Source organism: Paenibacillus silvestris (genome assembly GCF_009882985.1).
Classification (GTDB): domain Bacteria; phylum Bacillota; class Bacilli; order Paenibacillales; family NBRC-103111; genus Paenibacillus_E; species Paenibacillus_E silvestris.
The window spans coordinates 712,088-736,681 of sequence record NZ_WTUZ01000022.1 but is presented as its reverse complement, the minus strand read 5'-3'; the positions used below and the strand labels follow the sequence as shown (position 1 = coordinate 736,681).

General features: G+C 47.5%; 22 protein-coding genes and 1 riboswitch. Of the genes, 14 read left to right on the top strand and 8 right to left on the bottom strand.

Going from position 1 to position 24,594, the window contains the following annotated elements; genetic code table 11:
- The first annotated feature begins 245 nt into the window (after positions 1-245).
- From GQF01_RS23670 to GQF01_RS36680, 5 genes are all read left to right on the top strand, one after another.
- Positions 246-2,051: a cache domain-containing sensor histidine kinase gene (locus GQF01_RS23670; protein WP_161409125.1), complete on the top strand. Its 1,806-nt coding sequence runs from the start codon at positions 246-248 to the stop codon at positions 2,049-2,051.
- A complete protein-coding gene (locus GQF01_RS23665) occupies positions 2,029-3,627 on the top strand; it encodes a response regulator (protein WP_161409123.1) in 1,599 nt (532 codons plus the stop codon). The genes GQF01_RS23670 and GQF01_RS23665 overlap by 23 nt, the downstream gene beginning before the upstream one ends.
- Positions 3,628-3,716: 89 nt before the next feature.
- A complete protein-coding gene (locus tag GQF01_RS23660; protein WP_161409122.1) occupies positions 3,717-5,087 on the top strand; it encodes an ABC transporter substrate-binding protein in 1,371 nt (456 codons plus the stop codon).
- A gap of 356 nt (positions 5,088-5,443) precedes the next feature.
- Positions 5,444-6,346, top strand: a complete 903-nt coding sequence (locus GQF01_RS23655) for a carbohydrate ABC transporter permease (RefSeq protein ID WP_161409120.1) — start codon at positions 5,444-5,446, stop codon at positions 6,344-6,346.
- Positions 6,347-6,364: 18 nt separating this feature from the next.
- A complete protein-coding gene (locus GQF01_RS36680; protein WP_161409118.1) occupies positions 6,365-7,246 on the top strand; it encodes a carbohydrate ABC transporter permease in 882 nt (293 codons plus the stop codon).
- Between the two features lie 453 nt (positions 7,247-7,699).
- On the opposite strand, the gene GQF01_RS23645 is transcribed toward GQF01_RS36680, so the two are convergent.
- Positions 7,700-9,952, bottom strand: a complete 2,253-nt coding sequence (locus GQF01_RS23645; RefSeq protein ID WP_161409115.1) for an FAD-dependent oxidoreductase — start codon at positions 9,950-9,952, stop codon at positions 7,700-7,702.
- 177 nt (positions 9,953-10,129) lie between these two features.
- On the opposite strand from GQF01_RS23645, the gene GQF01_RS36900 reads away from it, so the two are divergent.
- From GQF01_RS36900 to htpG, 5 genes are all read left to right on the top strand, one after another.
- The gene (locus GQF01_RS36900) at positions 10,130-10,936 is read left to right on the top strand and encodes a helix-turn-helix domain-containing protein (protein ID WP_161409114.1); all 807 of its coding nucleotides are present in this window, start codon (positions 10,130-10,132) and stop codon (positions 10,934-10,936) included.
- Positions 10,937-10,986: 50 nt separating this feature from the next.
- Positions 10,987-11,646 carry an NAD-dependent epimerase/dehydratase family protein gene (locus GQF01_RS23635; RefSeq protein WP_161409112.1) on the top strand — a complete coding sequence of 220 codons (660 nt, stop codon included), beginning with the start codon at positions 10,987-10,989 and terminating at the stop codon, positions 11,644-11,646.
- Positions 11,647-12,017: 371 nt separating this feature from the next.
- Positions 12,018-12,467 (top strand): MarR family winged helix-turn-helix transcriptional regulator, encoded by a 450-nt coding sequence (locus tag GQF01_RS23630; protein ID WP_161409111.1) that lies wholly within the window; start codon positions 12,018-12,020, stop codon positions 12,465-12,467.
- A complete protein-coding gene (locus tag GQF01_RS23625; protein WP_161409110.1) occupies positions 12,464-13,669 on the top strand; it encodes an MFS transporter in 1,206 nt (401 codons plus the stop codon). The genes GQF01_RS23630 and GQF01_RS23625 overlap by 4 nt, the downstream gene beginning before the upstream one ends.
- A gap of 191 nt (positions 13,670-13,860) precedes the next feature.
- On the top strand, positions 13,861-15,738 hold the full coding sequence (htpG, locus tag GQF01_RS23620) for a molecular chaperone HtpG (RefSeq protein WP_161409109.1): 1,878 nt from the start codon (positions 13,861-13,863) through the stop codon (positions 15,736-15,738).
- Between the two features lie 75 nt (positions 15,739-15,813).
- Here htpG and GQF01_RS23615 read toward each other — a convergent pair whose 3' ends face one another.
- Positions 15,814-15,996 (bottom strand): hypothetical protein, encoded by a 183-nt coding sequence (locus tag GQF01_RS23615; RefSeq protein WP_161409108.1) that lies wholly within the window; start codon positions 15,994-15,996, stop codon positions 15,814-15,816.
- Positions 15,997-16,070: 74 nt separating this feature from the next.
- Positions 16,071-16,166: riboswitch (cyclic di-GMP riboswitch) on the top strand.
- Between the two features lie 47 nt (positions 16,167-16,213).
- On the opposite strand from GQF01_RS23615, the gene GQF01_RS23610 reads away from it, so the two are divergent.
- Both GQF01_RS23610 and GQF01_RS23605 read left to right on the top strand, forming a co-directional pair.
- Complete coding sequence (locus tag GQF01_RS23610; RefSeq protein ID WP_161409107.1) at positions 16,214-16,402, top strand: hypothetical protein; 189 nt, start codon at positions 16,214-16,216, stop codon at positions 16,400-16,402.
- Between the two features lie 307 nt (positions 16,403-16,709).
- On the top strand, positions 16,710-17,132 hold the full coding sequence (locus GQF01_RS23605; protein WP_161409106.1) for a DUF4183 domain-containing protein: 423 nt from the start codon (positions 16,710-16,712) through the stop codon (positions 17,130-17,132).
- A gap of 72 nt (positions 17,133-17,204) precedes the next feature.
- On the opposite strand, the gene nrdR is transcribed toward GQF01_RS23605, so the two are convergent.
- Positions 17,205-17,684, bottom strand: a complete 480-nt coding sequence (gene nrdR, locus GQF01_RS23600) for a transcriptional regulator NrdR (protein WP_127458074.1) — start codon at positions 17,682-17,684, stop codon at positions 17,205-17,207.
- Positions 17,685-17,794: 110 nt separating this feature from the next.
- Between nrdR and GQF01_RS23595 the strand changes: the two genes are divergently transcribed.
- Positions 17,795-18,010, top strand: a complete 216-nt coding sequence (locus GQF01_RS23595) for an alpha/beta-type small acid-soluble spore protein (protein ID WP_127458075.1) — start codon at positions 17,795-17,797, stop codon at positions 18,008-18,010.
- 99 nt (positions 18,011-18,109) lie between these two features.
- Here the strand turns inward: GQF01_RS23595 and GQF01_RS23590 are convergent, their stop codons facing one another.
- The 5 genes from GQF01_RS23590 to polA all read right to left on the bottom strand — a co-directional run bounded on the left by GQF01_RS23590 (position 18,110) and on the right by polA (position 23,706).
- Entirely contained in the window at positions 18,110-18,688 is a 579-nt protein-coding gene (locus GQF01_RS23590) for a lytic transglycosylase domain-containing protein (RefSeq protein ID WP_161409105.1), read from the bottom strand.
- A complete protein-coding gene (coaE, locus tag GQF01_RS23585; protein ID WP_161409104.1) occupies positions 18,685-19,281 on the bottom strand; it encodes a dephospho-CoA kinase in 597 nt (198 codons plus the stop codon). Before coaE ends, GQF01_RS23590 begins: the two co-directional genes overlap by 4 nt.
- Positions 19,282-19,314: 33 nt before the next feature.
- Positions 19,315-20,034: an MntP/YtaF family protein gene (locus tag GQF01_RS23580; RefSeq protein ID WP_161409103.1), complete on the bottom strand. Its 720-nt coding sequence runs from the start codon at positions 20,032-20,034 to the stop codon at positions 19,315-19,317.
- Between the two features lie 104 nt (positions 20,035-20,138).
- Positions 20,139-20,999 (bottom strand): DNA-formamidopyrimidine glycosylase, encoded by an 861-nt coding sequence (gene mutM, locus GQF01_RS23575; RefSeq protein ID WP_145659401.1) that lies wholly within the window; start codon positions 20,997-20,999, stop codon positions 20,139-20,141.
- A 43-nt stretch (positions 21,000-21,042) separates the two neighbouring features.
- Positions 21,043-23,706, bottom strand: a complete 2,664-nt coding sequence (polA, locus tag GQF01_RS23570; protein WP_161409102.1) for a DNA polymerase I — start codon at positions 23,704-23,706, stop codon at positions 21,043-21,045.
- A gap of 133 nt (positions 23,707-23,839) precedes the next feature.
- Between polA and GQF01_RS23565 the strand changes: the two genes are divergently transcribed.
- Positions 23,840-24,589, top strand: coding sequence for an HAD family hydrolase (locus GQF01_RS23565; protein WP_161409101.1), 750 nt, complete (start codon positions 23,840-23,842; stop codon positions 24,587-24,589).
- Positions 24,590-24,594: the final 5 nt, after the last annotated feature.

Genomic DNA, 24,594 nt, shown 5'->3' with positions numbered 1-24,594 from the left:
ATAAACGTTTGTACAAAGCAAAATACCACAGGCGTAAGGCGCCTTTGCACGACGAAATCCCTTGAGGCTATGGCCTCGAGGGATTTTTTGATTTACCTGTTGTTTGCGTATTACAAACTAGCATAATTCTTTTTAGTTTACAGCATATTCTTTGATCTTTTTAGAGCGCTTTTCAAGTCCTATGGCAACCTCGGAATCATCCGTTGTATGATAGAGATAGTTCTTCTAACTAGGAAAATACAGGAATGGTGACTGCCATGAATCTTTTGCGAAGTCCCTTCAAGACACTGCGTGGCAAAATTCTGATTTCACTGTTTGTTCTCATCATTTTACCCGTCGTCGTCATCCTTTATCGATTCTATAATTCTTCTGAGCTTATTGTTCAAATGCAACTCAATCAATCCAACCAAACTGCTGTGGCTCAAAAAGCAGATATGATGAACGATCTAGCCGTTCGTATTATTAAAGCATCCAGCCTCATTATCAACGATCCAGAAACGGAGAAATTCTTAAGAGAACCTGCTGATTGGTCCGATAGCTACAGCTCTTTCATTAAACTTACCAGCTTGCAAAAGAAACTGTCTAACGTGAAAGACCTGCTGCTCGACAGCGATGCTTACTTAGGCCTCTATGACAACCGGGGCTACACGCACACTACCTGGTCTGCAGTCACTAAGACAGATATTGCCTCCTATCGCAAGGAAAGCTGGTATCAACCAACTATGCAGCTGGGCGGCTCTCCCTACTGGTCTGTGCCCTACACACTGCGCACTGCTGGCAGCAGTCAAGACCTCGTTGTCATGACTAGACAGGTCAATGGAGAATATACGAGCAATTATGGCTTTTTCCTGATTGGGGTTCCTACCTCAATATTCTTCTTTAACGCGCAGGAGCTGCACCAGCAACAAGAATCCGGCGTCATCTCCTTTCTGTTAGATCAGGACCAGAAACTTCTGCTTGGTGACAGCACGTCGAGCCATTTCAAAGCCTCAGATTCCCTTCAAACCTTGCACAAAGACGCCAGCGGCATTCAGAAAATAACCTTGAACAACCAGGACTATCTCGTCAATGATGCCTACGTCCCCCAGCTTGGCTGGAGGCTAGTACAGCTGATGAATCAGAAGGATTTTGCTACACAGTTAAGCCGTGAAAAAGATAAGTCTATCGGTTGGGTCGTCGCCTGGTTTTTTCTATTCGCAATCGCTTTCATTATCCTGATGCTCCGTGTTACAAGTCCTTTCAAGCAGCTCGCCAAATCGATGAACAGGGTCGGAAAAGGCGAGTTTAATACGATGGTCACGATAAAAGGTGAGGACGAAATTGCCGTCTTGGGGAGTAACTTCAACAAGATGGTCAGCCATCTGCAGCATTTGATCGCGAATTTATATGATGAGGAGCAGCGGAAGCAGAAGGCGCAATTCCAGGCGCTTCAGGCGCAAATTAACCCCCATTTCCTGCTGAACACGCTCAATTCCATTAAATGGATGGCCATTCTATCGGGCGCTGAGCATGTCAGCGAAATGATTACGAAGCTTGGCAAGCTGCTCAATTTCACCATGCGGAATGAGCAGGAGTTCGTGACGCTCAGGGAAGAACTTGACTACATTCAGGTCTACCTCTCCCTGCAGGAAATTCGCTATCATGATCAAATCAAGTTCTCTTTCGATATCCCAGAGTCACTGCTGGACTGTGAAATATTGAAATTCACGCTGCAACCAGCGGTCGAAAATAGCCTTATACACGGCAACCGCTTCCCGTTAATCATTGAACTCCAAGCCAAAGAGGTCACTGGCAAGCTGCACATCCTCCTGCAGGATAACGGAGTTGGCATGAGCTTGGAGAAAATTCAACAGGTAGAAAACGAGCTTAACCAACCCCACGTCAAGTTCAGCGGAATCGGCATTCGGAATGTGAATGAACGCATCAAGCTGCATTTCGGCGCACAATACGGTATACATATCGCCAGCTCTCCGAACGAAGGTGTTCGACTGACATTGATTCTGCCACTTAACAGGAGGGACTCGGATCATGCGCATCCTGATCGTAGATGATGAGATTTTGGTACGAATTGGGCTAAAAACGATTATTCCTATGGACAGCAATGAATTCCAAGTTATCGGTGAAGCAGCTAGTGGACTCGAAGCTCTCGCGATTCTGGAAAACCATCCTTGTGACATCGTGCTTACAGATATCCGCATGCCAGAAATGGATGGACTGGCGCTGCTCAAAATCATCAGGGAACGCTGGCCGGCGATGAAATGCCTCATTTTATCGAATCATAGTGACTTCACCTATGTACAAATGGCCTTGCGGCTCGGGGCTACGGAATACATCACGAAGCTGGAAATTAATCCTTCCGAGCTTATGCAGAAACTTCGAGCCATTAAGGAACAGCTTCAGATCGAGAAGCAAGGGCAATCTGCGTACACAAAACTGGAGCAAAAAGTGAACCAATACAGCAGCGAGGTGAAGGAAAAGCGGCTCCGCGAGCTCGTGCTGGGTCATTCTTCCCGCAGAGAAATCGAGCAGGAATTCATTGAATTCCAATTGGAACCTTTCCCTGCGCCGCTTTCCGCCATTGCCATTCAGATCGAATCTTATGATGAGTTGACACATAACAACCGGTATCAAAGCGATCGGCTTCTGACTTACACGGTTAAGAATGTGCTTAGCGAGATTTTAAAAAAATATGGAAATGGCGAATTGCTCGAGATTGGTGGCGGCAAATTTTGTGTGCTCATGGGTCAGTTGAACCCCGATGTCCTGCAGGAAATGCAAAATGCTGTACACACTTTCCTGAAAATTTCCATTTCTTGTGGTGTATCACCTCCCATGGAGGATCCTTATCTGCTTCAACAAGCCTATGAGAAAGCCGATTATTCGCTGAGCTATCGGTTTTATTTCGGACGATTGTGCATCATTCCCTATCAACAAATCCCGTTCGCTGCTCACCGACTCTCGGAACCTTGGGACGAAGAGGATTTGCGTAAACGCATTGACGAACAAGATCAGTCCGGACTTCAGCAACGATTGAAGGATTGGACACAGGAGCTGCTGATTAAAAAAGACGTGCCTCCACTCCTGCTGCGCGAAACGTGGCTCAGTCTGCTGCATATTTTTTCTCGCAGTCTCAAAGCAGAAGGCAACGACATCTACTCCGTCACACTTCACGAGAATCAATACCCGTATCATGTGATCCGGAACGCGGAAACGCTGCAGGACCTGGCGGATTGGTTCATTGGATGGATTCCGGTTTTCATGGCCTACAAACGACAGCATGGCAAAGAAAAGCTGCGGCCTGAGATTCAAACAGTTATCCGCCTGATTACGGAGCAGTACAATTTGCCGATGAAAGTGACGGATTTGGCAAGCAAGGTCGGTTACACCGAAAATTATTTAAGTATTTTATTTAAAAAAGAAACCGGCAAGACGATCACGGATTATATGACCAACGTTCGGATGAAAATGGCTAGAGAGCTGCTCAAAAATCCCGATTTCAAAATATTCGAAATCTCGGAGAAAATCGGCTACGCCGACCCGAATCATTTCAGCCGCAGCTTTAAGCAACTTGAAGGCATGTATCCCACCGAATTTCGCAAATTGTATTTTGGCGGGCGAACATCATAGAATTATGCTTAACTTGGAAAGAATCGTGCGTGTCTTTTTCTGGCGGATTCCATTACGATTTAATTACCAAAAGAAAAGGGGATGAATGCATGAAGAAATTCTTTGGAGTAAGCGTATCGCTTGCGCTATCTGTAAGCGTTTTCTTGTCTGGTTGCGCAAAAACTGACGTTGCACCCACAGCCTCCACCTCTGCAGCGCCTGCAGCAACAACGGCTGCCGCAACGCCTGCGCCTGAAGCCCAAAAGCCGGTGTCACTGAAGTTTTGGGGAGGCGTACCGCCGGAGAGCGGCCCGCAAGAAGCCGTCGACAACTGGAACAAAGCAAATCCGAACATTAAAGTTGAATATATCCGTTATGTGAATGATGATCCTGGTAACTTGAAGCTGGAAACCGCTTTGCTCTCCAATACAGACGCCCCGGACATTTACATGAACTACGGTGATGATAAAATGACGAAGCGTCAAGCCGCCGGCATGGCTGAACCTCTCGATGATCTGATCGCCAAAGCGGGCTTTGACGTGGAAGGCGTTATCGGCAGCGCCAATATCAAGAAATTTGCAGATGGCAAATACTATTATCTGCCTGCTAACAAAAACGTTGGTGCTGTGCTTTTTAATAAGAAAGCATTAGACGAAGTTGGCGAGAAGCTGCCAACCTCCTGGACGTGGGATGACTTCAGCGCCCTTGCAGCGAAGCTCAATAAAGGCGAGCGCAAAGGCACAATGCTAGATCCAGCCTTGTCCACCTTCGGGGAAATGGTCCTGCAAACCGGCAAAGCCAAAGACTCCTTCATCGCTGATGACGGCACGTCGAACTTCAACAGTCCCGCTCTGAAGAAAGGCTTGGAGCTTCAACAAAGCTTAGAGAGCAAAGGCATCATGATGAAATATTCCGAAGCCGTCGCCGGTAAAATTACGGTGCAGAACGAGCTGCTGACAGGCAAAGCGGCTATGACGCCTTCCGCCATCTATATCATCCGATACATCAAAGATACGAAGAGCTTCCCGCACGACTTCAAAGTCGCTTTCGCTCCGTATCCGCAATTCACAGCCGGCGGCAATGTGAACCCCGGTGGTGGCATGGGCGACTATATGTCCATTAATAAAAACAGTAAAAACAAAGAAGCTGCAATGAAGTTCATCTCCTGGTACCTGCAAGAAGGCAACATGTCGATGGTTCCTGGTGGTCGGATCCCGACTAGTAAGAAAGCCGATGCCGGCAAAATTGCTTCTATTCTTATCGGCGATGCCAAGGATTTGATCGATGAAGAATCCTTGAAAGCACTGCTCGCTGGCAGTTACACCTTCCCAACTGCCTACAATGTACCTGTCCCTACTGAACTGAAAGCCATCTACAAAGATGAGATGGAGAAATACTTACTCGGCGTGCAGCCCATTGATAAAACACTGGAAACCATGAAAACCCGCTCCGATGCAACGATCAAAGGCGCCAAAAAATAAGCGTGCAGCCGAGGAAGCTGTCCCACAAGTCATCCAATGACCTAGGGACAGCTTTTTTTTAGGTAACGCCGATTTCTCCATCTATTTGCTGCGATTGATCCATTTTCCGGTAGTTAACTGGAGTTTCTGGCGCTCATTTTGTCAAATCCAGCTAATTTCGTCGCCTACCCCAATTTAGCTGGAGTATCTACCGTTATTTCGTTCATAACTACTGAGCAGCGCAGATTAACGGTAGTTTTTCCATCTAAACAACATTCTCAATAAAAATACAGAAACGTTCAATCTCACGCTATGTGCTTTAGGCTTGGGTGTTGGTAAAGTAAGCCTAACATATGAAACGAAAGGGTGACTCGCCCATGAGACCATTCTGGCAAACCGCGAAATTCAGAGAAAACCTCGCTGGTTACCTATTCATTTTGCCTAATTTTATCGGGTATCTAGCCTTTATTTTATTGCCTATTCTATTCAGTCTTTATCTGGTGTTCGTAGATTGGGAATACCTCAAAGGCTTTGCCGGCATCACGTGGGTTGGCTTCGACAATTTCAAAGCGCTTCCAAGTGATCCGAAATTTCTCAAATCGCTGCAAAATAACACCGTGTTTACACTAGTCAGCGTACCCGCTTCCATCGTGATAGGACTGTTCATGGCCGTTATTCTAAACAAATATGTATTTTTCAAAAATACGTTGCGGCTGCTCATCTTTTTACCCTACGTCTCCTCCCTTGTTGCCGTCTCCGTCATTTGGAGCATTATGTACCGTGCAACGAACGGACCTATCAACCAATTCCTGCTATCGATCGGCATCGAACATCCGCCAGGTTGGCTATCCAGTCCCAAATCAGCGCTTTTCGCCATTATTATCATGTCGGTATGGGTTACGATTGGTTATGCCATGGTCATTTATTTGGCAGGTCTGCAAGGCATTTCTAAGGATTTTTACGAAGCAGCGGAGATTGATGGCGCCTCAAGGATACGGCAATTTCTCCAAATCACGGTTCCCATGCTAACGCCAACGACATTTCTCATTGCGATAACGCTCATCATTTGGTCCTTCCAGGTATTCGGTCCAGTCGCCGTGATGACGCAGGGAGGTCCGATTGATTCAACGATGGTGCTGTCCTATCACATTTACCTACTTGCTTTCCGTTTTTATAAAATGGGTTATGCGGCTGCGGTCTCATGGGTGCTGTTCACCATTATCTTCATCATCACACTCATTCAGTGGCAGAGCCAAAAGCGTTGGCAGGATCACTTCTAGGTAGGAAGGAGAACGATTATGGAAACCACTTATCCGGTGCAATCCGCAAAACAGAAGACGCGTGCGAAAACCAAGCAGCTTCCCTGGGCCATTAAAGCAATCATAACCATCGTTATAGCAGCCTTCGCGCTAATCATGATACTGCCCTACATCTGGATGATCTCTACCTCTTTTAAAATCAATGGAGAAGTGTTCAAGTATCCGATTGATTGGATTCCGAAAAAGTGGCATTTTGAAAATTATAAGCAAGTATGGACAGGTCCTAACCCCTTTTATCTGTTTTATTGGAACTCCATTAAAATTACTGGAATTACCGTGATAGGCAACTTATTCACCAGTGCCATGGCTGGCTATGCCTTCGCCAAAATCCGCTTCAAAGGACGAAACTTCCTATTCCTGCTCTATCTTTCAACGATGATGATTCCAAGCCAAGTGCTCTTACTCCCACGCTTTATCTTGTTCGATTCGATGAAACTAATCAACACGCACTATTCGCTTATTTTGCCTGGCTTGTTTACGGTATTTGGCACATTCTTGATGAGACAGTTCTTTAGCACGCTTCCAAACGAACTGCTCGAAGCAGCCCGCGTAGACGGAGCCGGGTACTGGCGCACCTTCTGGCAGATTTCTTTGCCGTTGATCAAACCTGCTATCGTTACCCTGCTCATCCTCTCATTCACTTCTCATTGGAACGAATACGAAGGACCGCTTATTTACCTGAGAGACAAACAGCTGTTTACGATTCCGCTTGGGTTAACCAGCTATGTCGAAGAATTCGGCACCAATTATGTCCTTACCATGGCCGCTTCCGTTTCCGCTCTGCTGCCACTTCTCATCGTCGTGATCGTCTGTCAGAAGTGGTTCGTGGAGGGCTTCGCCAGTTCAGGGTTAAAAGGTTAGAAGATTAGAAGGGCATCGCTTGCGGAAAAAGGGCTGCCTGTTAAACTTCCCAAGGCCATCCAATCCAGTAGTGGATTGGGTGGCCTTGGTTTTTTTAGTTTTCATTGGATGATTTCCAATGAGCTGGTTGTTTTTGCGGGCTGATCGTCGTTTTCGTTGGACAGAATCCAACGAACTCAACTGAAAAGCCCTAATAAACGGCGAAAATAGCTGGCTGCGTTGGATTCCGTCCAATGAGACGGCAGTTTCGACGACTAAAAACCTACTTTCATTGGAATCCATCCAATGAGTGCACCAGTGCAGTACAATCACTACACTACCTCTAACTCTACCTCTACCTCTACCTTTTCTTCTTCTTCTTCATCTTCTTCTTCTTCTTCTTCTTCTTCTTCTTCTCCCTCCCCCTACTCTAGCTCCAGCATCCTGACCAGCGCCCCAACGATACCCTCTTTTTCACCCATACACGCGTACTTCCACCACTTCCGCACTCGGACTCCCGTTCGTCGATTCGATGATCAGCCGCAATCGCGCAGCAGAAACGCAGCTCGCCAGCTCATGTCTGCGTGTTCGTTTCCGGTTATTCACCTCACGCTGCAGAACGATCCACGCCCCGTCCACATAAGCCTCAATCCGGTAATTTTTCACCAATTCCGGCATAACGTCAAAGGACGTTCTAAACGCGTGCAGATTGATCAAATCCTGATTCACATTATCATTAAAAGTCACCTGCACCTGTCTGATCTCCTTCGGCTCCTCCCAGACCAGCTCAAGCCACTCTTCCCTGTCTGCAACCATTGGCTCCGACATCCACAGATGCGGCGTGCCGTATGGTCGCAGATAGCCGTCCATCACGTTCTCCGCCGAGAAGGCGCTTGTCGCTTCAGACGCTCGGAAGCAGATCGGCTTGCGGTCCAAGCCGCCTTTCATGCTCCACAGCACAACTGGCTGCTCCGGCTGGTGATCTTCCAGCTTCGGATCAACAATCGGTTTCGCTCCCTTAACCAAAGCGATCGTCCCTGTGCTCGGCTCATTCGCATGGTACACAGTTACGTGCTCGTTCGCTTTTAGAATGACAAATGCGTTCTGCGCCACCTCTGGCTGCCAGCGCAGATCAAATCTAACCCACTGCCGCTCGCCGGCCTCAACACAAGCCGATGCTGCCGCAATCATGCTCTTCGGCACATAGTTCTCCGCGCGTCCCGTATCCCATAGCTCGACGCTAATCGTCGTTGCCTCCGAGACGTCCGCCAGAAGCTCAAAGCCCCGCAGCGCCGGGGCTACAGGAAACAACACGGCCACGTCCGTATGCAAGCGCCTAGGCTCCACGGCCGCCTCCACGCCTATCTTGGTTAACGTGCTCGACGCCGTTACCTGCGCCCCACGGGCCAGATCCGCCTCATCCTCGCTGCGGAGGCCGATGATGGAAGCATCCTGACGCAGCAAGGTCATCTGCAGCTCCTTCAGATGCTTCTGATACAACTCGCGCGGCATCACTTGCTTTTGCACGCACAGGGCCGCGCCAGTACCTGCCGCCTCTCCAATGACGGCGCAGGTCGCCATAACGCGCGTCGTGCCGAACGCAACATGCGAAGCGCTGATATTGCGTCCCGCCATCAGCATGTTGCTGACGTTCACCGAGTACAGCGAACGGAACGGAATATGGTAGACGCCGTCGGCATGCAGATGCTTAGAGCCGCTCTCCGCAGCGTACATCCCCTGCGGTGGATGCAGATCAATCGACCATCCGCCGAAGGCGATGCGATCCTCAAAAGGCGTCTGCGCCATGATGTCATTTTGATTAAGCACATAATCGCCGACAAAACGCCGGTACTCCCTTTTACCGGGTAAAGCACCGACCCACTCGAGCGTCATTTGCTGCGCTTCAAAGTTACCGGAGTTTTTAATATAATCCCAAATTCCGTATATGACTGACCATAACTCGTCACGGATCTTCTCATTCTGATGTACGGTGTCCAGCTCGCCACCCCACTCAATCCACCAATAATGACAGCCCGAGTCTCCGCTGCGTATGACCCTTTTGATCGGAATCGATGTCTGCGTAATGTCTTTGGCAAAGCTCGGAGGATTGAACGTAACTGGATGTCCTGCATCTTTTGTATAAAATAAAATCGTACTGCCGAGCGTAATGCCGTCCTCCACCTCCGGCGCCCATGCCTCGCCATGTTCCTGCCTAGCTTCGCGTCCAATCCGGTATTTGGCGCCTGCCAGAAAGCCGATGAGCCCATCCCCGGTGCAATCCAGAAATACTTCGCTTTCGAACCGAATCTTTCGCTCAGAGCCCATCATCCAACCTGTAACGCTGCGGATCATTCGATTCTCCTCATCACCACCCGCCTCTACCTCATGGACATCAGTGTTGAGAAAAAGCTGAATACGGCTCTCAGCGCGCACCGCTTCGAGTACCGTCAAATCCCACAAATACGGATTCCCATCCATATTCTGATATTGATTTTCGACAAACAGCTCCCCCATTATGCCCGTTTCCCTCGCATAGCGGTTGACCCCGTGTCCTGTCGCTCCGCAGACCCAAACGCGTACCTCGCTGGACGAATTCCCGCCTAGCACAGGCCGATTCTGTACGAGCGCTACCGACTGCCCAAGTCGTGCTGCCGCAATCGCTGCACACACTCCTGATAAACCGCCGCCCATAACGGCTATATCCGTTTTTACCAGTTCCTCTTTCATTCCCATTTCCCCCTCCACGCTCGCTTATATCCTCATTCTAAATGATAGTAAGCGCTTTACTCCATGCACGCCTTCAACATAAACATATACAAAATTTCATGTGCCACTTCCACTACCTTCAAGATTTCGGATATGATAGTCATGTGGGGTAAATTGGCAGGAACGAGGGACAAACCCGTGCGAATACGCGATGTAACGACTACGAAACCGGAAGTGATCAGCCATGTGTACTGGAAGGAGAAAGCCGCCTTTCAACTGCAAGAGGACGTGAACGACATCTGGGTGATATTCGCTGTGGAAGAGGGCAGCTTCACCTACACAATCGGTCCGCAGGAAGGCACCGCCTCTTTCGGTGATCTCGTGTTTTGTCCGCCTGGCGTCACGTTTCGAAGAGAAGTGGTCCATCCGCTTTCCTTTCACGTCATTTTGCTGAGATGGGTCAACGAAGCGAACAGTACATTACTCACGGATGACGGTATCCCTACTGGCAAAATAACCGTTCACGATCTGCATCGCCTCACATCGACTTACACTTATTTGCGAAAGTGGGCAGCGTTTAGCACTGATAGCTCTACTGCTTTACGTCATCATTATGTGACGGATATCTGGATGCAGGTTGTGGAAGAATGGCATTCAGACTCGCGTGCACCATCCAGCGTTAAGGACATCCTTGTGCAGAAAGCCATTGACTTCATGCTAGAGCACGCAGCATCCTCGTTCAATTTAAAACAACTGGCCATGGAATTAGGGCTGACGCAGGTACAGTTTACGCGGAGATTCAAAAAATCGACCGGCATGGCGCCGCTTGATTACCTAACCTCTCTGAGATTGCAGAAGGTGCAGAAGTTATTGCTAGATAGCGACTTAACGCTTCAGCAAATTGCAGGACAATGCGGGTTCGAGAATGAATTCTATTTGAGCCGCGTGTTCAAAAAACACCTGCGAATTACCCCTTCGCACTACCGGAAGCTGCATCTTTTATGAACTCTTTTAATCGGAAACAATGGAAGTAAATAGAGAGGTGTGATCTCATTTTGAACGTTCTTCTTTTCGGAGCAACCGGAATGGTAGGGCAATCTGTGCTGCGCGAATGTCTCCTTGATACAAGGATTAAGAGTGTAGTAACGATAGGTCGAAATGCAACAGGCCAGCAGCACCCAAAACTGCGCGAACTTGTGCATGCGAACTTGCTGGATTTGTCAGCCATGGAGGGCGAACTCTCCGGGTTTGATGCATGCTTTTTCTGCCTTGGCGTCTCTTCAGCGGGAATGAGCGAGGAGAAATATACGGCGATAACGTACGATTTAACTCTGAGTGTGGCCAAAACTTTGGTGAGACTGAACCCCGCCATGACATTTACCTATGTGACTGGCACCGGCACAGATAGCTCCGAGCGAGGACGCAGTATGTGGGCGCGTGTCAAAGGCAAAACAGAAAATGACCTGCTCAAGCTGCCTTTTAAAGCGGCCTATATGTTTAGGCCCGGAGGCATTCTCCCCCTGCATGGCGTCAGATCCAAAACGAAGTTATATCAGGCCGTCTATACGATCATGAAACCTTTTTACCCTATGCTGGAAAAATGGTTCCCGAATTCAGTCACGACTTCGGAGAAGGTTGGCCGCGCCATGATTGAAATTGCCATCAACGGTTATTCCAAGCCGATCATCGAGAGCATGGATATGAACCGCTTCTGACTTTTTGCCTTGCACCAATAGAATAAGCAAAAGAAAAAGGACTCCTCACGGAGTCCTTTTCGACGGTGACAAATTGATGGTACTTTTGCCTTGAACCATACTACGCTCGGTAACTACCTCATCACATTCCTGCAGTTTTGGACTACATTAATGGCCTGCGGCACATCTCCTCGCTTTACGGTAGATTCAACAACAACTTCCCTGGTATTTCGTCTACATGAAATGCGACACAACACCTCTCTAAATCACCGTCAAAAATAGTATGTCCGATCTCCCTAACCTTATGCAAAGCGCGTCTAAATCATTGACGAATTTACTTGCTAAGAATATAATTGCTATAGCAACTAAATTTCGAAAGGGGGCTTTGTGCTATGCACTTAGATCATTCCTTTGGCTTTATCTTGAATCATGCCGGACGGCGAATGACACAGCTCTTAGGATCTCGATTCCAGCCATACGATATGACGACAGAACAGTGGGTCGTGCTTCATCGTCTCGCATACGAGGATGGCATTACGCAGAAACTACTTGCTATCCGGGCGGAGAAAGATCAGACGAATATTACCCGAATCCTTGACCAATTGGAGCGCAAAGGTATGATTGAACGCCGCGCTAATGAACAGGATCGAAGGTCCTTTCTAACGTTCATTACAGATCAAGGCAAGGCCATGAATGACATCCTTACTCCGATTGAGCAGGAGGTCATCGCCTCGCTTCTCAGCAGCCTCTCAGAGGAGCAGGCTTCCCTGCTCAAGTCACTGCTTATTCAAATCACCCAAGAAGCCAATGCACGCATCAAGGAAGTGGAGGAAACACAGTGAATACCGATACCGATCAGAAATTGTGGAATCGTGATTTCGTTGCTGTCTGTCTCAGCAGCTTTTTTTTATTTATGACTTTTTATATTCTAGCCGTAACTCTGCCTATCTTTGTCACCGATACTTTGCATGCAAGGCAGGAGCAAATTGGTCTGGTGATGACCGTCTTCATTATTTCAACCGTTATTTTACGGCCGTTAACTGGTAAATGGATGGACGAATGGAACCGGAAGAAGATCATCTCCTTCTCCCTTGTTCTCTTTATGATTTGCACCGCGATATATCCGTTTATACATCAGTATAGTCTATTGCTTGGCCTACGTTTTCTTCACGGCATTGGCTTCGGGATGGCGACAACTGCCGCGGGTGCAGTCGCCATTGATCTTGTGCCAGATCGCCGCAAGGGAGAAGGCATCGGCTACTTCAGTCTTTTCATGAGCCTAGCGATGGTTGTTGGACCGTTTCTCGGTTTAACGATTATGCAATCGAACAATAATGTGCTGCTATTCAGCATATGTATCGTATTCTCCGTGCTATCCCTTATATTCGGACTATCTCTACGTATCCCGCAGCGCGTCGTACAAGCCTCTGTGAAACCGGAAAAGGGTTGGAGAAAATTCATCGAGCCGCGCGCGATTCCGATTTCCTTGACAGGCAGTGTGCTCGCCTTCTCTTATGGTGCGATCACAACGTTCCTGTCCGTTTATGCGAAGTCGAACGGATTGGAGAAATATGCGAGCTACTTCTTCATGGTGTTCGCTTTGATGATTGTCATTTCCAGGCCCTTTACAGGCAAAAGGTTCGATCGTTCAGGACCTAACGGCTTAGTATATCCTGGCGTTATTTTGTTCTCGCTGGGGATGATTGGCCTCAGTCTGACGTCTTCCCCGGTTCCCTTTTTAGTTGCCGGCGGACTGCTGGGACTTGGCTTCGGTGCAATGCTTCCGAGCTTCCAGACCATCGCCATCCAAGCCGCGCCTGCGCACCGAAGAGGACTTGCCACAGGCACGTTTTTCTTGCTCTTCGATACCGGCTATGGAATCGGCTCGTATGTGCTTGGCCTTGTGGCATCCAAAACAAACTATCATACGATGTACTTCGTGGCAGGAGTCGTTGTCGCCTGTTCATCCCTGCTGTATTACGGGCTGCATCACCGGAAATCAAGTGTCGCCCTGAAGCCCGGACCAGCGGGTTCCATGAGATAAGGAAATGCCGTTTCTCGCTAGCACTTCTGCGTGCAAGGGGGAGACGGCATTTTTTTGTCATCTTCAGGGGGGATTCACAGGAATAGCAATTGACATTAATTTGGAGGAATGATATAAAAATAAGGTGTAGCACTCAAGTAGATAGAGTGCTAATATTGAAGTGTTGTTACATATCGAGAGGAGATTTAACCGTGGAAAAGAAACAGTTTCAGGCTGAGTCCAAACGACTATTAGAAATGATGATTAACTCCATTTACACGCAAAGAGAAATCTTCTTGAGAGAACTCATTTCCAACTCCAGCGATGCCATCGATAAAATTTACTACAAAGCTCTAACAGACGACTCGTTGGTATTTGACAAAGATAGTTACTTTATCAAAGTCATTGCTGACAAAACAAATAGAACGTTAACAATCCGGGATACGGGTATTGGGATGACGAAGGAAGATTTGGAGAACAATCTAGGGATCATTGCGAAGAGCGGTTCCCTTGCGTTCAAAAAAGATAATGAAGCCAAAGACGGCCACAATATTATCGGTCAGTTCGGCGTAGGCTTCTACTCCGCATTCATGGTAGCGGATGTCGTGACAGTAACAAGTAAAGCGCTTGGCAGCGACACGGCTTACAAGTGGGAATCCACGGGCACTGATGGCTATACGATCGAAGCAGCAGAGAAAGACTCTGTGGGTACAGAAATCGTTTTGCAAATCAAAGCAAATACGGAAGATGACAACTATGACGAGTTTTTGGACGAGTACCGCCTGAAAGCTATCATCAAAAAATATTCCGACTTCATCCGTTACCCGATTAAAATGGACGTTGCCGGCAAAAGACTTAAAGAAGGCACGGAAGATGAGTTCGAAGATTATCAAGATGAGCAGCAGCTCAACAGCATGGTGCCTATCTGGAGAAAAAACAAAAGTGAATTAACGCCTGAGGATTATGAGAAGTTTTATCATGAGAAACATTACGGCTTCGATAAGCCGCTCAAGCATATTCATGTTAGCGCAGACGGGGCTGTTGTTTACCAAGCGATCCTCTTTGTTCCAGAAAGCATGCCTTTCGATTACTATTCCAAGGAATATGAAAAAGGCTTAGAGCTGTACGCGAATGGCGTTCTTATCATGAACAAATGCGCGGACCTGCTTCCGGACTATTTCAGCTTCGTGAAAGGGATGGTCGATTCCGAAAGCTTGTCTCTGAACATTTCCAGAGAGATGCTGCAGCATGATCGTCAATTAAAATTGATCGCCAAAAACATTCAGAGCAAAATCAAAAGCCAGCTTCAATCCATGCTGAAAGATGAAAGAGAGAAATACGAGACCTTCTACAAATCGTTCGGACGTCAGCTCAAGTTCGGCGTTTACAGCGACTACGGGACTCATAAGGACGTTCTGCAGGACTTGTTGATGTTCCACTCCTCCAACGAGAAGAAGCTCGTTACACTCGACGAGTACATCGCGAGAATGCCGGAAGATCAGAAGTATATCTACTATGCTTCCGGGGAGTCCATGGAGCGCATTGATAAGCTTCCACAAACGGAGATTGTTACCGATAAAGGGTATGAAATCTTGTACTTCACTGACGATATCGACGAGTTTGCCATCAAGATGATCATGACTTACAAGGAAAAAGAATTCAAATCTGTTTCCAGCGGCGACCTCGGCATTGAAGCTGATGATAAATCCGAAACCGAAGCGGACAAAAGCGAAAATAAAGAGCTTTTTGATTACATGACTAGCTTGTTGTCTGGCAAAGTTTCTAATGTCAAAGCATCCAAGCGCCTCAAAAAGCATCCGGTATGTCTATCAACAGATGGTGACATGACGATCGAGATGGAGAAAATCTTGAATGCGATGCCGAATAACCCGAATGTGAAAGCGGAGAAGGTTCTTGAAATCAACATGAACCATGAAGTCTTCGGTTCATTGAAAGATGCTTTCGAGAAAGACAAAGAGAAGCTGAACCTGTACACAGCCCTCTTGTACAACCAAGCTCTCCTGATCGAAGGCTTGCCTCTTCAAGATCCCGTTGAGTTCACGAACGATATTTGCAAAATTATGGTGTAGAAAGAGCCTTTTCTACGCTCAAGAAGCACTGCCGCCGCTATGGTTGCAGTGCTTTTTTTGATTTATATACGAAATTTAGGAATGCTCATCAAGCCTAATCATCGGCTGCCCGGTCCTATCCTCACTCCGTTTCGTAGTATCCATATTCGAATACACATAAGCCAGTAAGCGATCTTGATCAATTCCTAACGAGCTGGCTACTTTCATAATGTCTAATTCATAAGAAAAACCTGGAATTGGATTCGTTTTGACGGACATATGCTTCAACCATCCTTCGAATAGATGTAATAAATGGAAATAATGTGATATAGTTTTCTTACAAGCATTAATCGGCACGACAAGGGCAAAATCACTGAAAAGTGATGACGCAAAGCTATAGGGACTAATTTGGCATGTGTATATGTCCAAAATGTCAGCCAGCTGCCAACAGCCTCCGTCCGATTAATGTAGAATGACTTAGGAGGAGCTGAAAAGGATGGATAAAATTGTATTAAACGGAAACATAAGCTTGGATGTGGAAAACTTAATTGCTAACCTGCATCTCCCAGAATCTGATATTTTGAACATGTTCTCCTTTAAGTTTAATAACAACGTGTTGTCCCCCGAGGAATCAATTCGATTTATTCAATTTCTTAGGAGTGAACTGGACAAACGTACCCAATAACAGAATTATGCACGAACGCCCACAAAAATGCAGTCGGTTGATGTCAATAACATTATTTTTTTTATAATCAAACGAAATCGCGTCATCATAGCCTTTTATGAATAAAACAGTAAAAAGACAACGGGAATCCCGCTGTCTTTTTCTTATTTTTTGTCAGATTTAAGGTTTAAAGTTTAGCTCGTTGGAATATTTTTTTGAATATGTTGCCTCAACAAGTCTTTCATCCAATTTTTTCCAATTAAATTACATATAGTATATAGAGTACTAGAATGATGATTTGATAGAGGGATAGAGAGGGAGAGTGACGATGAGTTCAGGTTTGATTACCTTGCATTTAACTGCAACCAGCACCGTTTCGGGGACCATTACAACAACGACCACCTCGACCATTACGCCACTGGTCAAACGCTTCACAGATACTGTCGTCATAGGCAACATTCTCTCTGGTGTGACCACCATTCCCTCCAGCAGTTTCAAGGACGACTCTGGCACGAATTTGCCCGCGAACAGTCTTACTGTTCCAGGCAGCAATGGCTATTACAATGTGTTCGTGAATGGCATTCTCATTGCGGGAGGCCTTACGACATTGACCACAGCCAATCTGGTTATCACCAATTCCCTTACGATCGGCGCCACGGTTGTTCTGGAGACACTCTCGTTTACTGCTACCTCGACATCAACTTCAACGACATCTAATTTAGTTGTCACTACGGTCATTCATTCGGTCTAAGCAATCCAACAAATTTAACAAATAAAAGCCGATCTGAGCACGTTCAATTGAACGAATCAGAACCGGCTTTCTTTATTTGTCCCGGAGTAGGCCGGGATCATGCTTTCCCAATATTTGGGTAAGCTCTTTTAGGAACATATTAATGTCCTTAAATTGTCGGTAAACAGAAGCGAAGCGAATGTAAGCCACTTCATCGACGGGGTACAATTGCTCCATGACGATTTCGCCAATGCCTAAACTGTCAACTTCCGCATGAGCCGTCGTACGAAGCTGCATTTCGACTTCGGATACCAGCATCTCCAGTCTCTCCATGGACACCGGACGCTTCTCGCAGGCACGTATTAAGCCTCTTAATATTTTCTCACGACTAAATTCTTCCCTGCTGCCATCCTTTTTAATCACAATAAGCGGCGTTTCTTCCACCATCTCAAAGGTCGTGAATCTTCGGGCACATTTCTCACATTCCCGGCGACGGCGGATCGATTTGTTTTCATTAGCTGAACGTGAGTCAAGCACTTTCGTACCGGAATAATCACAGAACGGACACTTCATTCGCTATCTCTCCTTTCTTTTCTATGTGATGGATTACCATATGTTACATGTCATGAACAATGAAGAAGTGCGCACAATACTAGTACCAACCGACAAGGAGGTGAACAGACATGAGCGCAGGAAACAGCAACACGCTAGTTGTTCCTCAAGCTAACGCAGCGTTGGATCAGTTGAAATACGAAGTAGCCCAAGAACTTGGTATCTCTATCCCACAAGATGGATACTACGGTAACATGGCTACTCGTGACACTGGTGCCATCGGTGGTCACATTACTCGTCGCCTGGTACAAATCGCAGAACAATCTTTGGCTGGTCAATTCAAGTAATCTTGAGATGAAATAGCCGCAGAATCTGCAAAACGGGAAGTATTGGACTTAAGCCCCCCATAAAGGAGCCAGTCCAATGCTTCTTTGTTTTTGTCATGACTACGTCTGACTTTGCCACTGCTCTCCATACAGCTTGGTATATTTCTCATAATAATAAATAACTCGCTGAACATAATGACGCGTTTCGCCGAATGGAATTTGGTCAATGCGCTCCTGTGAGCCGTCCCAAAGGTTCGTTTGCTTCCATTTATTCACATTCCCTTGTCCTGCATTGTAAGCGGCAATCGCATAAATTAAATTTCCATTGTAATGCTTATTAAGCCAGCTCAAATACCAAGAACCGAGATTAATATTCACGTCCGCTTTTAACAAATCTTCCTGGGTATGTGGTCCTAAATTGGTGGACTCCACAATCCATTCTGCCGTGTCTGGCATCAACTGCATTAGCCCCAAGGCACCTTTACTCGATTCCAAGTGATGCTTATAATTCGTTTCCACCCTGATGATGGCTGCAATGAGAAAAGGGTCTATATTGTGCTTCTCCGCACTTTGCCTAATTTCCTGCTCAAAATAGATGGGATACAACTTTCTTCCTATAAAAGTGCTGTTCATAAAGAGGACTACAACGAAACAAACGAGTAAAAGGGCAAAAACTCGTTTTTTGCGTAAAAACTTCATGAAAGCCCCTTCCCTAGCCAAAACCGTTCAACCGACGCTAAGGTATCTTCCCAGGTTCCGCTGTTGTCGATCACGATATCCGCCAATTTGCGTTTTTCTTCTATCGACATTTGGGCGTTGATTCGGTTGTTGGCCGCGCTTTCCGTTAAGTTATCTCTGCGCATTAAACGTTCCACCTGAATGTGAGGTGGCACATACACGACCATTACTTCATTGAACATAAAGGATAAATCGGATTCAAACAATAAAGGAATATCGACGACAACCAGCTTGTCTGGAAACTGATTCTCATAGGCTTCCATCTGATCTCTAATCATCTTGCGAATAGGCGGGTGTAAAATGTGTTCTAGTTGTTTACGTGCTTCTGTATTCCCAAATACGATCTCTCCTAGTTTTTTACGATGCAGCGAGCCGTCTTCCTGAATGACCGCTTGTCCAAAATGCGCAGCAACCTGTTCAAGAACAGGGCTGCCGGGCTGGACAACATCACGCGCGATTTGATCCGCATCTACTAATAGAGCACCGCGGCTAACCAGCATGGCGCTAACCGTGCTTTTGCCGCAAGCGATTCCTCCTGTTAACCCGATATTCATAGGCCAATCTCTCCTAAGTATATTCCTTTTCCACTATAACATTTTCAATAAACCCATGAGAATAAGTACGCATCCTGGAAGAATAGCTAACTTCTTCATCCAAGTCATTTCGGCATAACGAAAACCAATACGAAGTCCTAATGCAATAAACGAACCGCTCGAAACCGATATAACCGATGCCGTTAACAATGGAACAAAACCAATTAATGCAGCGCCAATTCCCGCACCAAATGCGTCGAGCGAGAGGGCTAGCCCTAGCAATGTTGCCTCAGAAGCTGAAATGTTACCCGATTTATCCACATCTGCAATGGACGGTGTTCGCAGAATTTGAATAACCAAACCAAAGCGCTTGAGCTCAATATTCAGAATTTCCTTCGTCCTTTGCAGCGTATCGAGCGTGGCGGGCTCATGACCAGAAGGAGGAACGCTGCTGAGAGATATCTGGTCCTCAGGCGATTTGGCTGCCTCTTGAGCATCATGCGACTTCTGCTGTCTCAGCTGGGAAAGCGCCCAGATACCAATCCCGATCAGGATGAGAGCACCGATCCGTTTGGCAAACAGGGGAGACATGAAAGAAGACATGAGGACGCCAATTTGCATCGAACTATAAATAATGATACCAGACCATAGGGATATAATACCAATAGAGAGAAATGGGATGCGAATTTTACGTAATCCGTACATGACGCCAACGCCGAAACCGTCTAAAGAAACTGCGAAAGCCAGAATGAGCAAAGAAACCACCGGAAGCATAATACCCCTCCTAAGAGTTTTACCACTGACGACAAAAGCTGGGTAACAGCACATCATCTGGGCTAAGTACTCCATATCATATGGGAAGGGCGCGCTTCACGTGCCTATTTCTCAGACTTCTTTATGATTCTCTTTCGCTTTAACGGTTGACAGGTTGGGCAAATGTGCGTGCCGCGGCCCCCAACCACGGTTTTGTAGATTTCGCTTCCGCATGTTTTGCAGCTTTGCGATTGTCTGCCATAAATGTTCAGCTGATGCTGGAATAGGCCGATTTCACCTTGGCCGTTCACATACGACTTGATCGAAGATCCTCCCACCTCGACAGAATCGCTAAGCGTGCGAATAATCGCCTCATGCAGCAACATGAGCTCCTTCTTGCTGAGCGAAGATGCCTCTCGTTCCGGATGGATGCCGGCTAAGAAAAGGGACTCGTCTACATAAATATTACCGATGCCCACAATATATTCTTGATTCAGCAGCAGAGGCTTAATCTTCGTCTTCTTGTGAGCGATCCGGTCCCGGAAAGCTTCGAACGTGAAGCCTTCATCCAGTGGCTCCAAGCCAAGTTTATGCAGTGGCGGCTGCGTAAGCTCTTCCCCTCTCGGGAACAAATGCATGGTGCCAAATTGCCTCACATCCTTGTATCGCAGCTCGCTGCCGTCGGTAAAGCGAAATAGCACATGCGTGTGAGACTCGAGTGGATCTTCACTGCTGTATAAACCATAACGGCCTTCCATCCGCAGATGCGAGACCATGACGTAATCGGTTAAAACAAATCGCAAAAACTTGCCTCTGCGCTCAATCGTTTCAATTTGCTGCCCTTGCAGCAGCACTTCAAACATTTGAATATCATCAGGTTTCTGGATAATGCGGGGCAGTCTGACCTGAACCTGCTCGATCGTTTTACCGGTGATCAGATTGTTCAGTGTGCGCTTGACCGTCTCGACTTCGGGTAGTTCAGGCATGGATGTTCACCTCTTTGGTAGTAGTTCAGCCTTCCTTACTTGTTTACTTGGCATCATACCAAGTAAGGCCATAATCAACGTCCGCACTCAGCGGCACGTCCAGTTTCAATGCCCCTGCCATGACTTCCGGCACAAGGCGGCGCATCATCTCCAGCTCCTCTTCCGGAACCTCGAAGACGAGCTCATCGTGTACTTGAAGCAGCATACGGCTCTTCAAGCCCTCTTTCTTCAAGCGAGCATCCATCTGTACCATTGCAAGCTTAATGATGTCAGCCGCCGTACCTTGAATCGGCGTGTTCATCGCGGTCCGCTCCGCAAAGGAGCGCAGGTTGAAATTCGAATGCGTAATCTCCGGCAAATACCGGCGGCGCTGCAGCAGCGTCGTGACGTAACCATTCTCACGTGCATCCTTTACGATATCATCCATATATTTGCGTACGCCTTGGAAGACAGCAAAATATTGTTCAATAAACTGCGCTGCATCCCGGCGAGTAATGTCTAAGTTCTGAGACAAGCCATAGTCGCTGATCCCGTAAACGATGCCGAAGTTAACGGCCTTGGCTTGGCGCCGCATATTCGCGTCGACGGCGCTCTCTTCGACCCCGAAGACGTCCATCGCCGTCTTCGTGTGGATGTCCATATTCTGAAGGAAAGCCTCCTTCAGATTCTCATCCTGCGAGATGTGCGCAAGCACGCGCAGCTCGATCTGCGAGTAATCCGCAGCGAGAATGTACCATCCAGGCTCGGATGGCACGAACACTTTGCGGATCTTCCGGCCCTCCTCCAGACGAATCGGAATGTTCTGGAGGTTCGGGAACTGGCTGCTGAGCCGTCCTGTGGCGGCAATGGTCTGCCGGTAATAGGTATGCACCTTACCGGTCTCTGGCCGCACCTCTTTCAGCAGCCCTTCAACGTACGTCGATTGCAGCTTCGCAAGCTGACGGTAGTTCAGAATCTGCCCGACCACTTCGTTGTAGGGCGCTAGGCGCTCCAGCACCTCGGCATCCGTCGAGTAGCCGGTTTTGGTCTTCTTCCAAGCTGGCAGCCCCAGCTTCTCGAACAGAATCTCGCCAAGCTGTTTCGGCGAGTTGATGTTGAACTCCACGCCGGCGAGCTTGTAAATACTGGACATAATCGTGTCCAGCTTATTTACGAGCTCCACGCCAAGCGCTTTAAGCCCTTCGGCGTCTACGGCGATACCGCGCAGCTCCATCTCGGCGAGCACGCTAGCCAGCGGCTGCTCCAGCTCATAGAAGAGCTGATGCATCTCGCCCTTCTCCAGCTCTCCCGCGAGCACCGGCACCAGGCGCGCAGTCGCCATTGCTTTGCGTCCCACGTGGTCGCTAAGCGCTGAGAGCTCCGGCAGGCGGAATTTCGCGCCTTTGCCGAACACGTCTTCGTCTGCCTTCAGACCAGGCAGGCTGTACTTCGCCGATAAGCCGCTCAAGGTGAGATTCGACTCCGTAGGGTCGAGCAGGTAAGCGGCCAGCAAGGCGTCGAAATCCACACCTTTGAGCGCGATCCCCTGCCAGGCCAAAGCCAGAATAGAACGATGCAGATCAAAGAGCTGCTTCTTCTTCGAATCATCAGCCAGCCATGCGCGCAGCGGCACGCCCGCTTCCCCTTTTAGGAGCTGGATAGGCACGTAATAGGACGTATTCACGTCCCCATCATGTGTAAACCAGACAACGCCGACATTGACGGCTTGATGTGGATTTTCGCCGACAGCTTCTATATGGATGGCTCCGCTGTCGCTTAGTTTAGCAATCAGCTCACCCACATTGGCTTCTGTAACAACAACCGCTTCCATGCTTTCAACAACTTTTCCCTCAGCTTCCAAATCCAGAGTGCCGAAATCCATTTTCTCCAGCAATGATTTGAATTCCAGCTTGCGGAACATGCCTGCCAAAGCTTGTCCGTCAAAACCTTCGTAACGGAACGTATCCCACGCAGTTTCCATCGGCACTTCACGGAAGATCGTTGCGAGTTCTTTACTCATGATCGCGTCTTTCGCGTGCTCCTCGACTTTTTCTTTCATTTTGCCCTTCAGGCTAGCCGTATTCGCAAGCACTTCTTCAACAGTGCCAAATTCATGGAGCATCTTGAGCGCTGTTTTCTCGCCAACTCCCGGAATACCCGGAATGTTATCTGATGTATCGCCCATAAGTCCTTTTAGATCGACAATCTGCGCAGGCGTAAGACCGTATTTCTCTTTGATCTCAGCCGGGTTATAGAGCTCAACTTCCGTAATTCCTTTGCGAGTTATCGCAACGGTCACGTGATCGGAAGCCAGTTGCAGCATATCCTTGTCTCCTGAGACGAGAAGAACTTTCTCGCCTTTGGCATCTGCGGCTTTGGTCAGCGTACCGATAATGTCATCAGCTTCATAGCCGGACAGCTCAAACTGCGGAATTTTGAACGCTTTCAGCAATTCTTTGATCAGCGGGAATTGTTCGGAAAGCTCCGACGGCGTTTTGGCCCGTCCGCCCTTGTATTCGGTATATTCTTTATGTCGAAACGTAATCTTCCCGGCATCAAAAGCAACAAGAAAATGCGTCGGCTTTTCTTCTTCTATTAATTTGAGCAGCATCGTTGTAAAACCATAAACGGCATTCGTATGCAGCCCACTAGAATTGCTGAGCAGCGGTAAAGCATAGAAGGCTCTGTTCGCAATAGAGTTACCGTCAATAATAATAAGCTTATCCATAAGTTCGCACCCCGTTTTTAGACATACTTCCTTCATCATAGCATACGAAATTAAAATAAAAAAACGCTAGCGCACATAAACATGTAAGGAATCCATTAATCGATGTTCCGCTCTTCAAAAGGAGGTTCTCCGAATGAGCCCTTTTTTCTCACCAACACGTAAAAAGGTTATATTTTTCGATATGAACAATACGATTCTGGATCGCAGACAATGCTTTGATTCCGCATTTCTTGAGGTCATGAATGACTACACGGCGAGGTGGGAGCCGGACGAAACTCTTTTCACTGCGCAAGACGTTCTTCAAAGTTACAAAATGGAGTGGAGCCGGCACCGCAAAGCGCCTGTACGGAGTCCTTTATCGCCGGATGAGCTTAGGCATATTTGTTTGCGCAAGGCGCTGCACCCGCTGCCAGTGAATGTCAGCACGGGTTTTACTCGCGCTTTTTTTGAACAGGTCGAGGAACAAGAGGACCATTTTGTAGCGCTTTTTCCCGGAGTAGAGGATACGCTGGAAGCTTTGTCCCAGAACTATAAGCTTGCCATTATCAGTAACGGAAACCGCAGAAGATTACATAGCAATTTGGATAAATTGAAGCTGACCCGGTGGATCACCGAAGATCGCTTATTTAGCTCGGAGAAGGACGGTCCGCGTAAACCGCACCCAGCTATATTTGAGAGAGCTCTGAAGACCATGAACGCGGCTTCAAGCCAAAGTGTGATGGTTGGTAACTCGTGGCGCAATGACGTGGTAGGAGCCGCTTCAAGCGGTCTAGATGCCATCTGGATTCATCCCGGGAATATGAAGAAAATTTCTGAACGACGGATCGGCAAGCAGAAGGTCGTTATCATCCGTTCCTTTAAACAGTTGATCTACACCTTCTAAACGTG

Coding starts and splice junctions, on each gene's coding strand:
- GQF01_RS23670 (WP_161409125.1), top strand. CDS start 246: ATGGTGACTGCCATGAATCTTTTGCGAAGTCCCTTCAAGACACTGCGT.
- GQF01_RS23665 (WP_161409123.1), top strand. CDS start 2,029: ATGCGCATCCTGATCGTAGATGATGAGATTTTGGTACGAATTGGGCTA.
- GQF01_RS23660 (WP_161409122.1), top strand. CDS start 3,717: ATGAAGAAATTCTTTGGAGTAAGCGTATCGCTTGCGCTATCTGTAAGC.
- GQF01_RS23655 (WP_161409120.1), top strand. CDS start 5,444: ATGAGACCATTCTGGCAAACCGCGAAATTCAGAGAAAACCTCGCTGGT.
- GQF01_RS36680 (WP_161409118.1), top strand. CDS start 6,365: ATGGAAACCACTTATCCGGTGCAATCCGCAAAACAGAAGACGCGTGCG.
- GQF01_RS23645 (WP_161409115.1), bottom strand. CDS start 9,952: ATGAAAGAGGAACTGGTAAAAACGGATATAGCCGTTATGGGCGGCGGT.
- GQF01_RS23630 (WP_161409111.1), top strand. CDS start 12,018: ATGCACTTAGATCATTCCTTTGGCTTTATCTTGAATCATGCCGGACGG.
- GQF01_RS23615 (WP_161409108.1), bottom strand. CDS start 15,996: ATGTCCGTCAAAACGAATCCAATTCCAGGTTTTTCTTATGAATTAGAC.
- GQF01_RS23610 (WP_161409107.1), top strand. CDS start 16,214: ATGGATAAAATTGTATTAAACGGAAACATAAGCTTGGATGTGGAAAAC.
- GQF01_RS23605 (WP_161409106.1), top strand. CDS start 16,710: ATGAGTTCAGGTTTGATTACCTTGCATTTAACTGCAACCAGCACCGTT.
- nrdR (WP_127458074.1), bottom strand. CDS start 17,684: ATGAAGTGTCCGTTCTGTGATTATTCCGGTACGAAAGTGCTTGACTCA.
- GQF01_RS23595 (WP_127458075.1), top strand. CDS start 17,795: ATGAGCGCAGGAAACAGCAACACGCTAGTTGTTCCTCAAGCTAACGCA.
- GQF01_RS23590 (WP_161409105.1), bottom strand. CDS start 18,688: ATGAAGTTTTTACGCAAAAAACGAGTTTTTGCCCTTTTACTCGTTTGT.
- coaE (WP_161409104.1), bottom strand. CDS start 19,281: ATGAATATCGGGTTAACAGGAGGAATCGCTTGCGGCAAAAGCACGGTT.
- GQF01_RS23580 (WP_161409103.1), bottom strand. CDS start 20,034: ATGCTTCCGGTGGTTTCTTTGCTCATTCTGGCTTTCGCAGTTTCTTTA.
- mutM (WP_145659401.1), bottom strand. CDS start 20,999: ATGCCTGAACTACCCGAAGTCGAGACGGTCAAGCGCACACTGAACAAT.
- polA (WP_161409102.1), bottom strand. CDS start 23,706: ATGGATAAGCTTATTATTATTGACGGTAACTCTATTGCGAACAGAGCC.
- GQF01_RS23565 (WP_161409101.1), top strand. CDS start 23,840: ATGAGCCCTTTTTTCTCACCAACACGTAAAAAGGTTATATTTTTCGAT.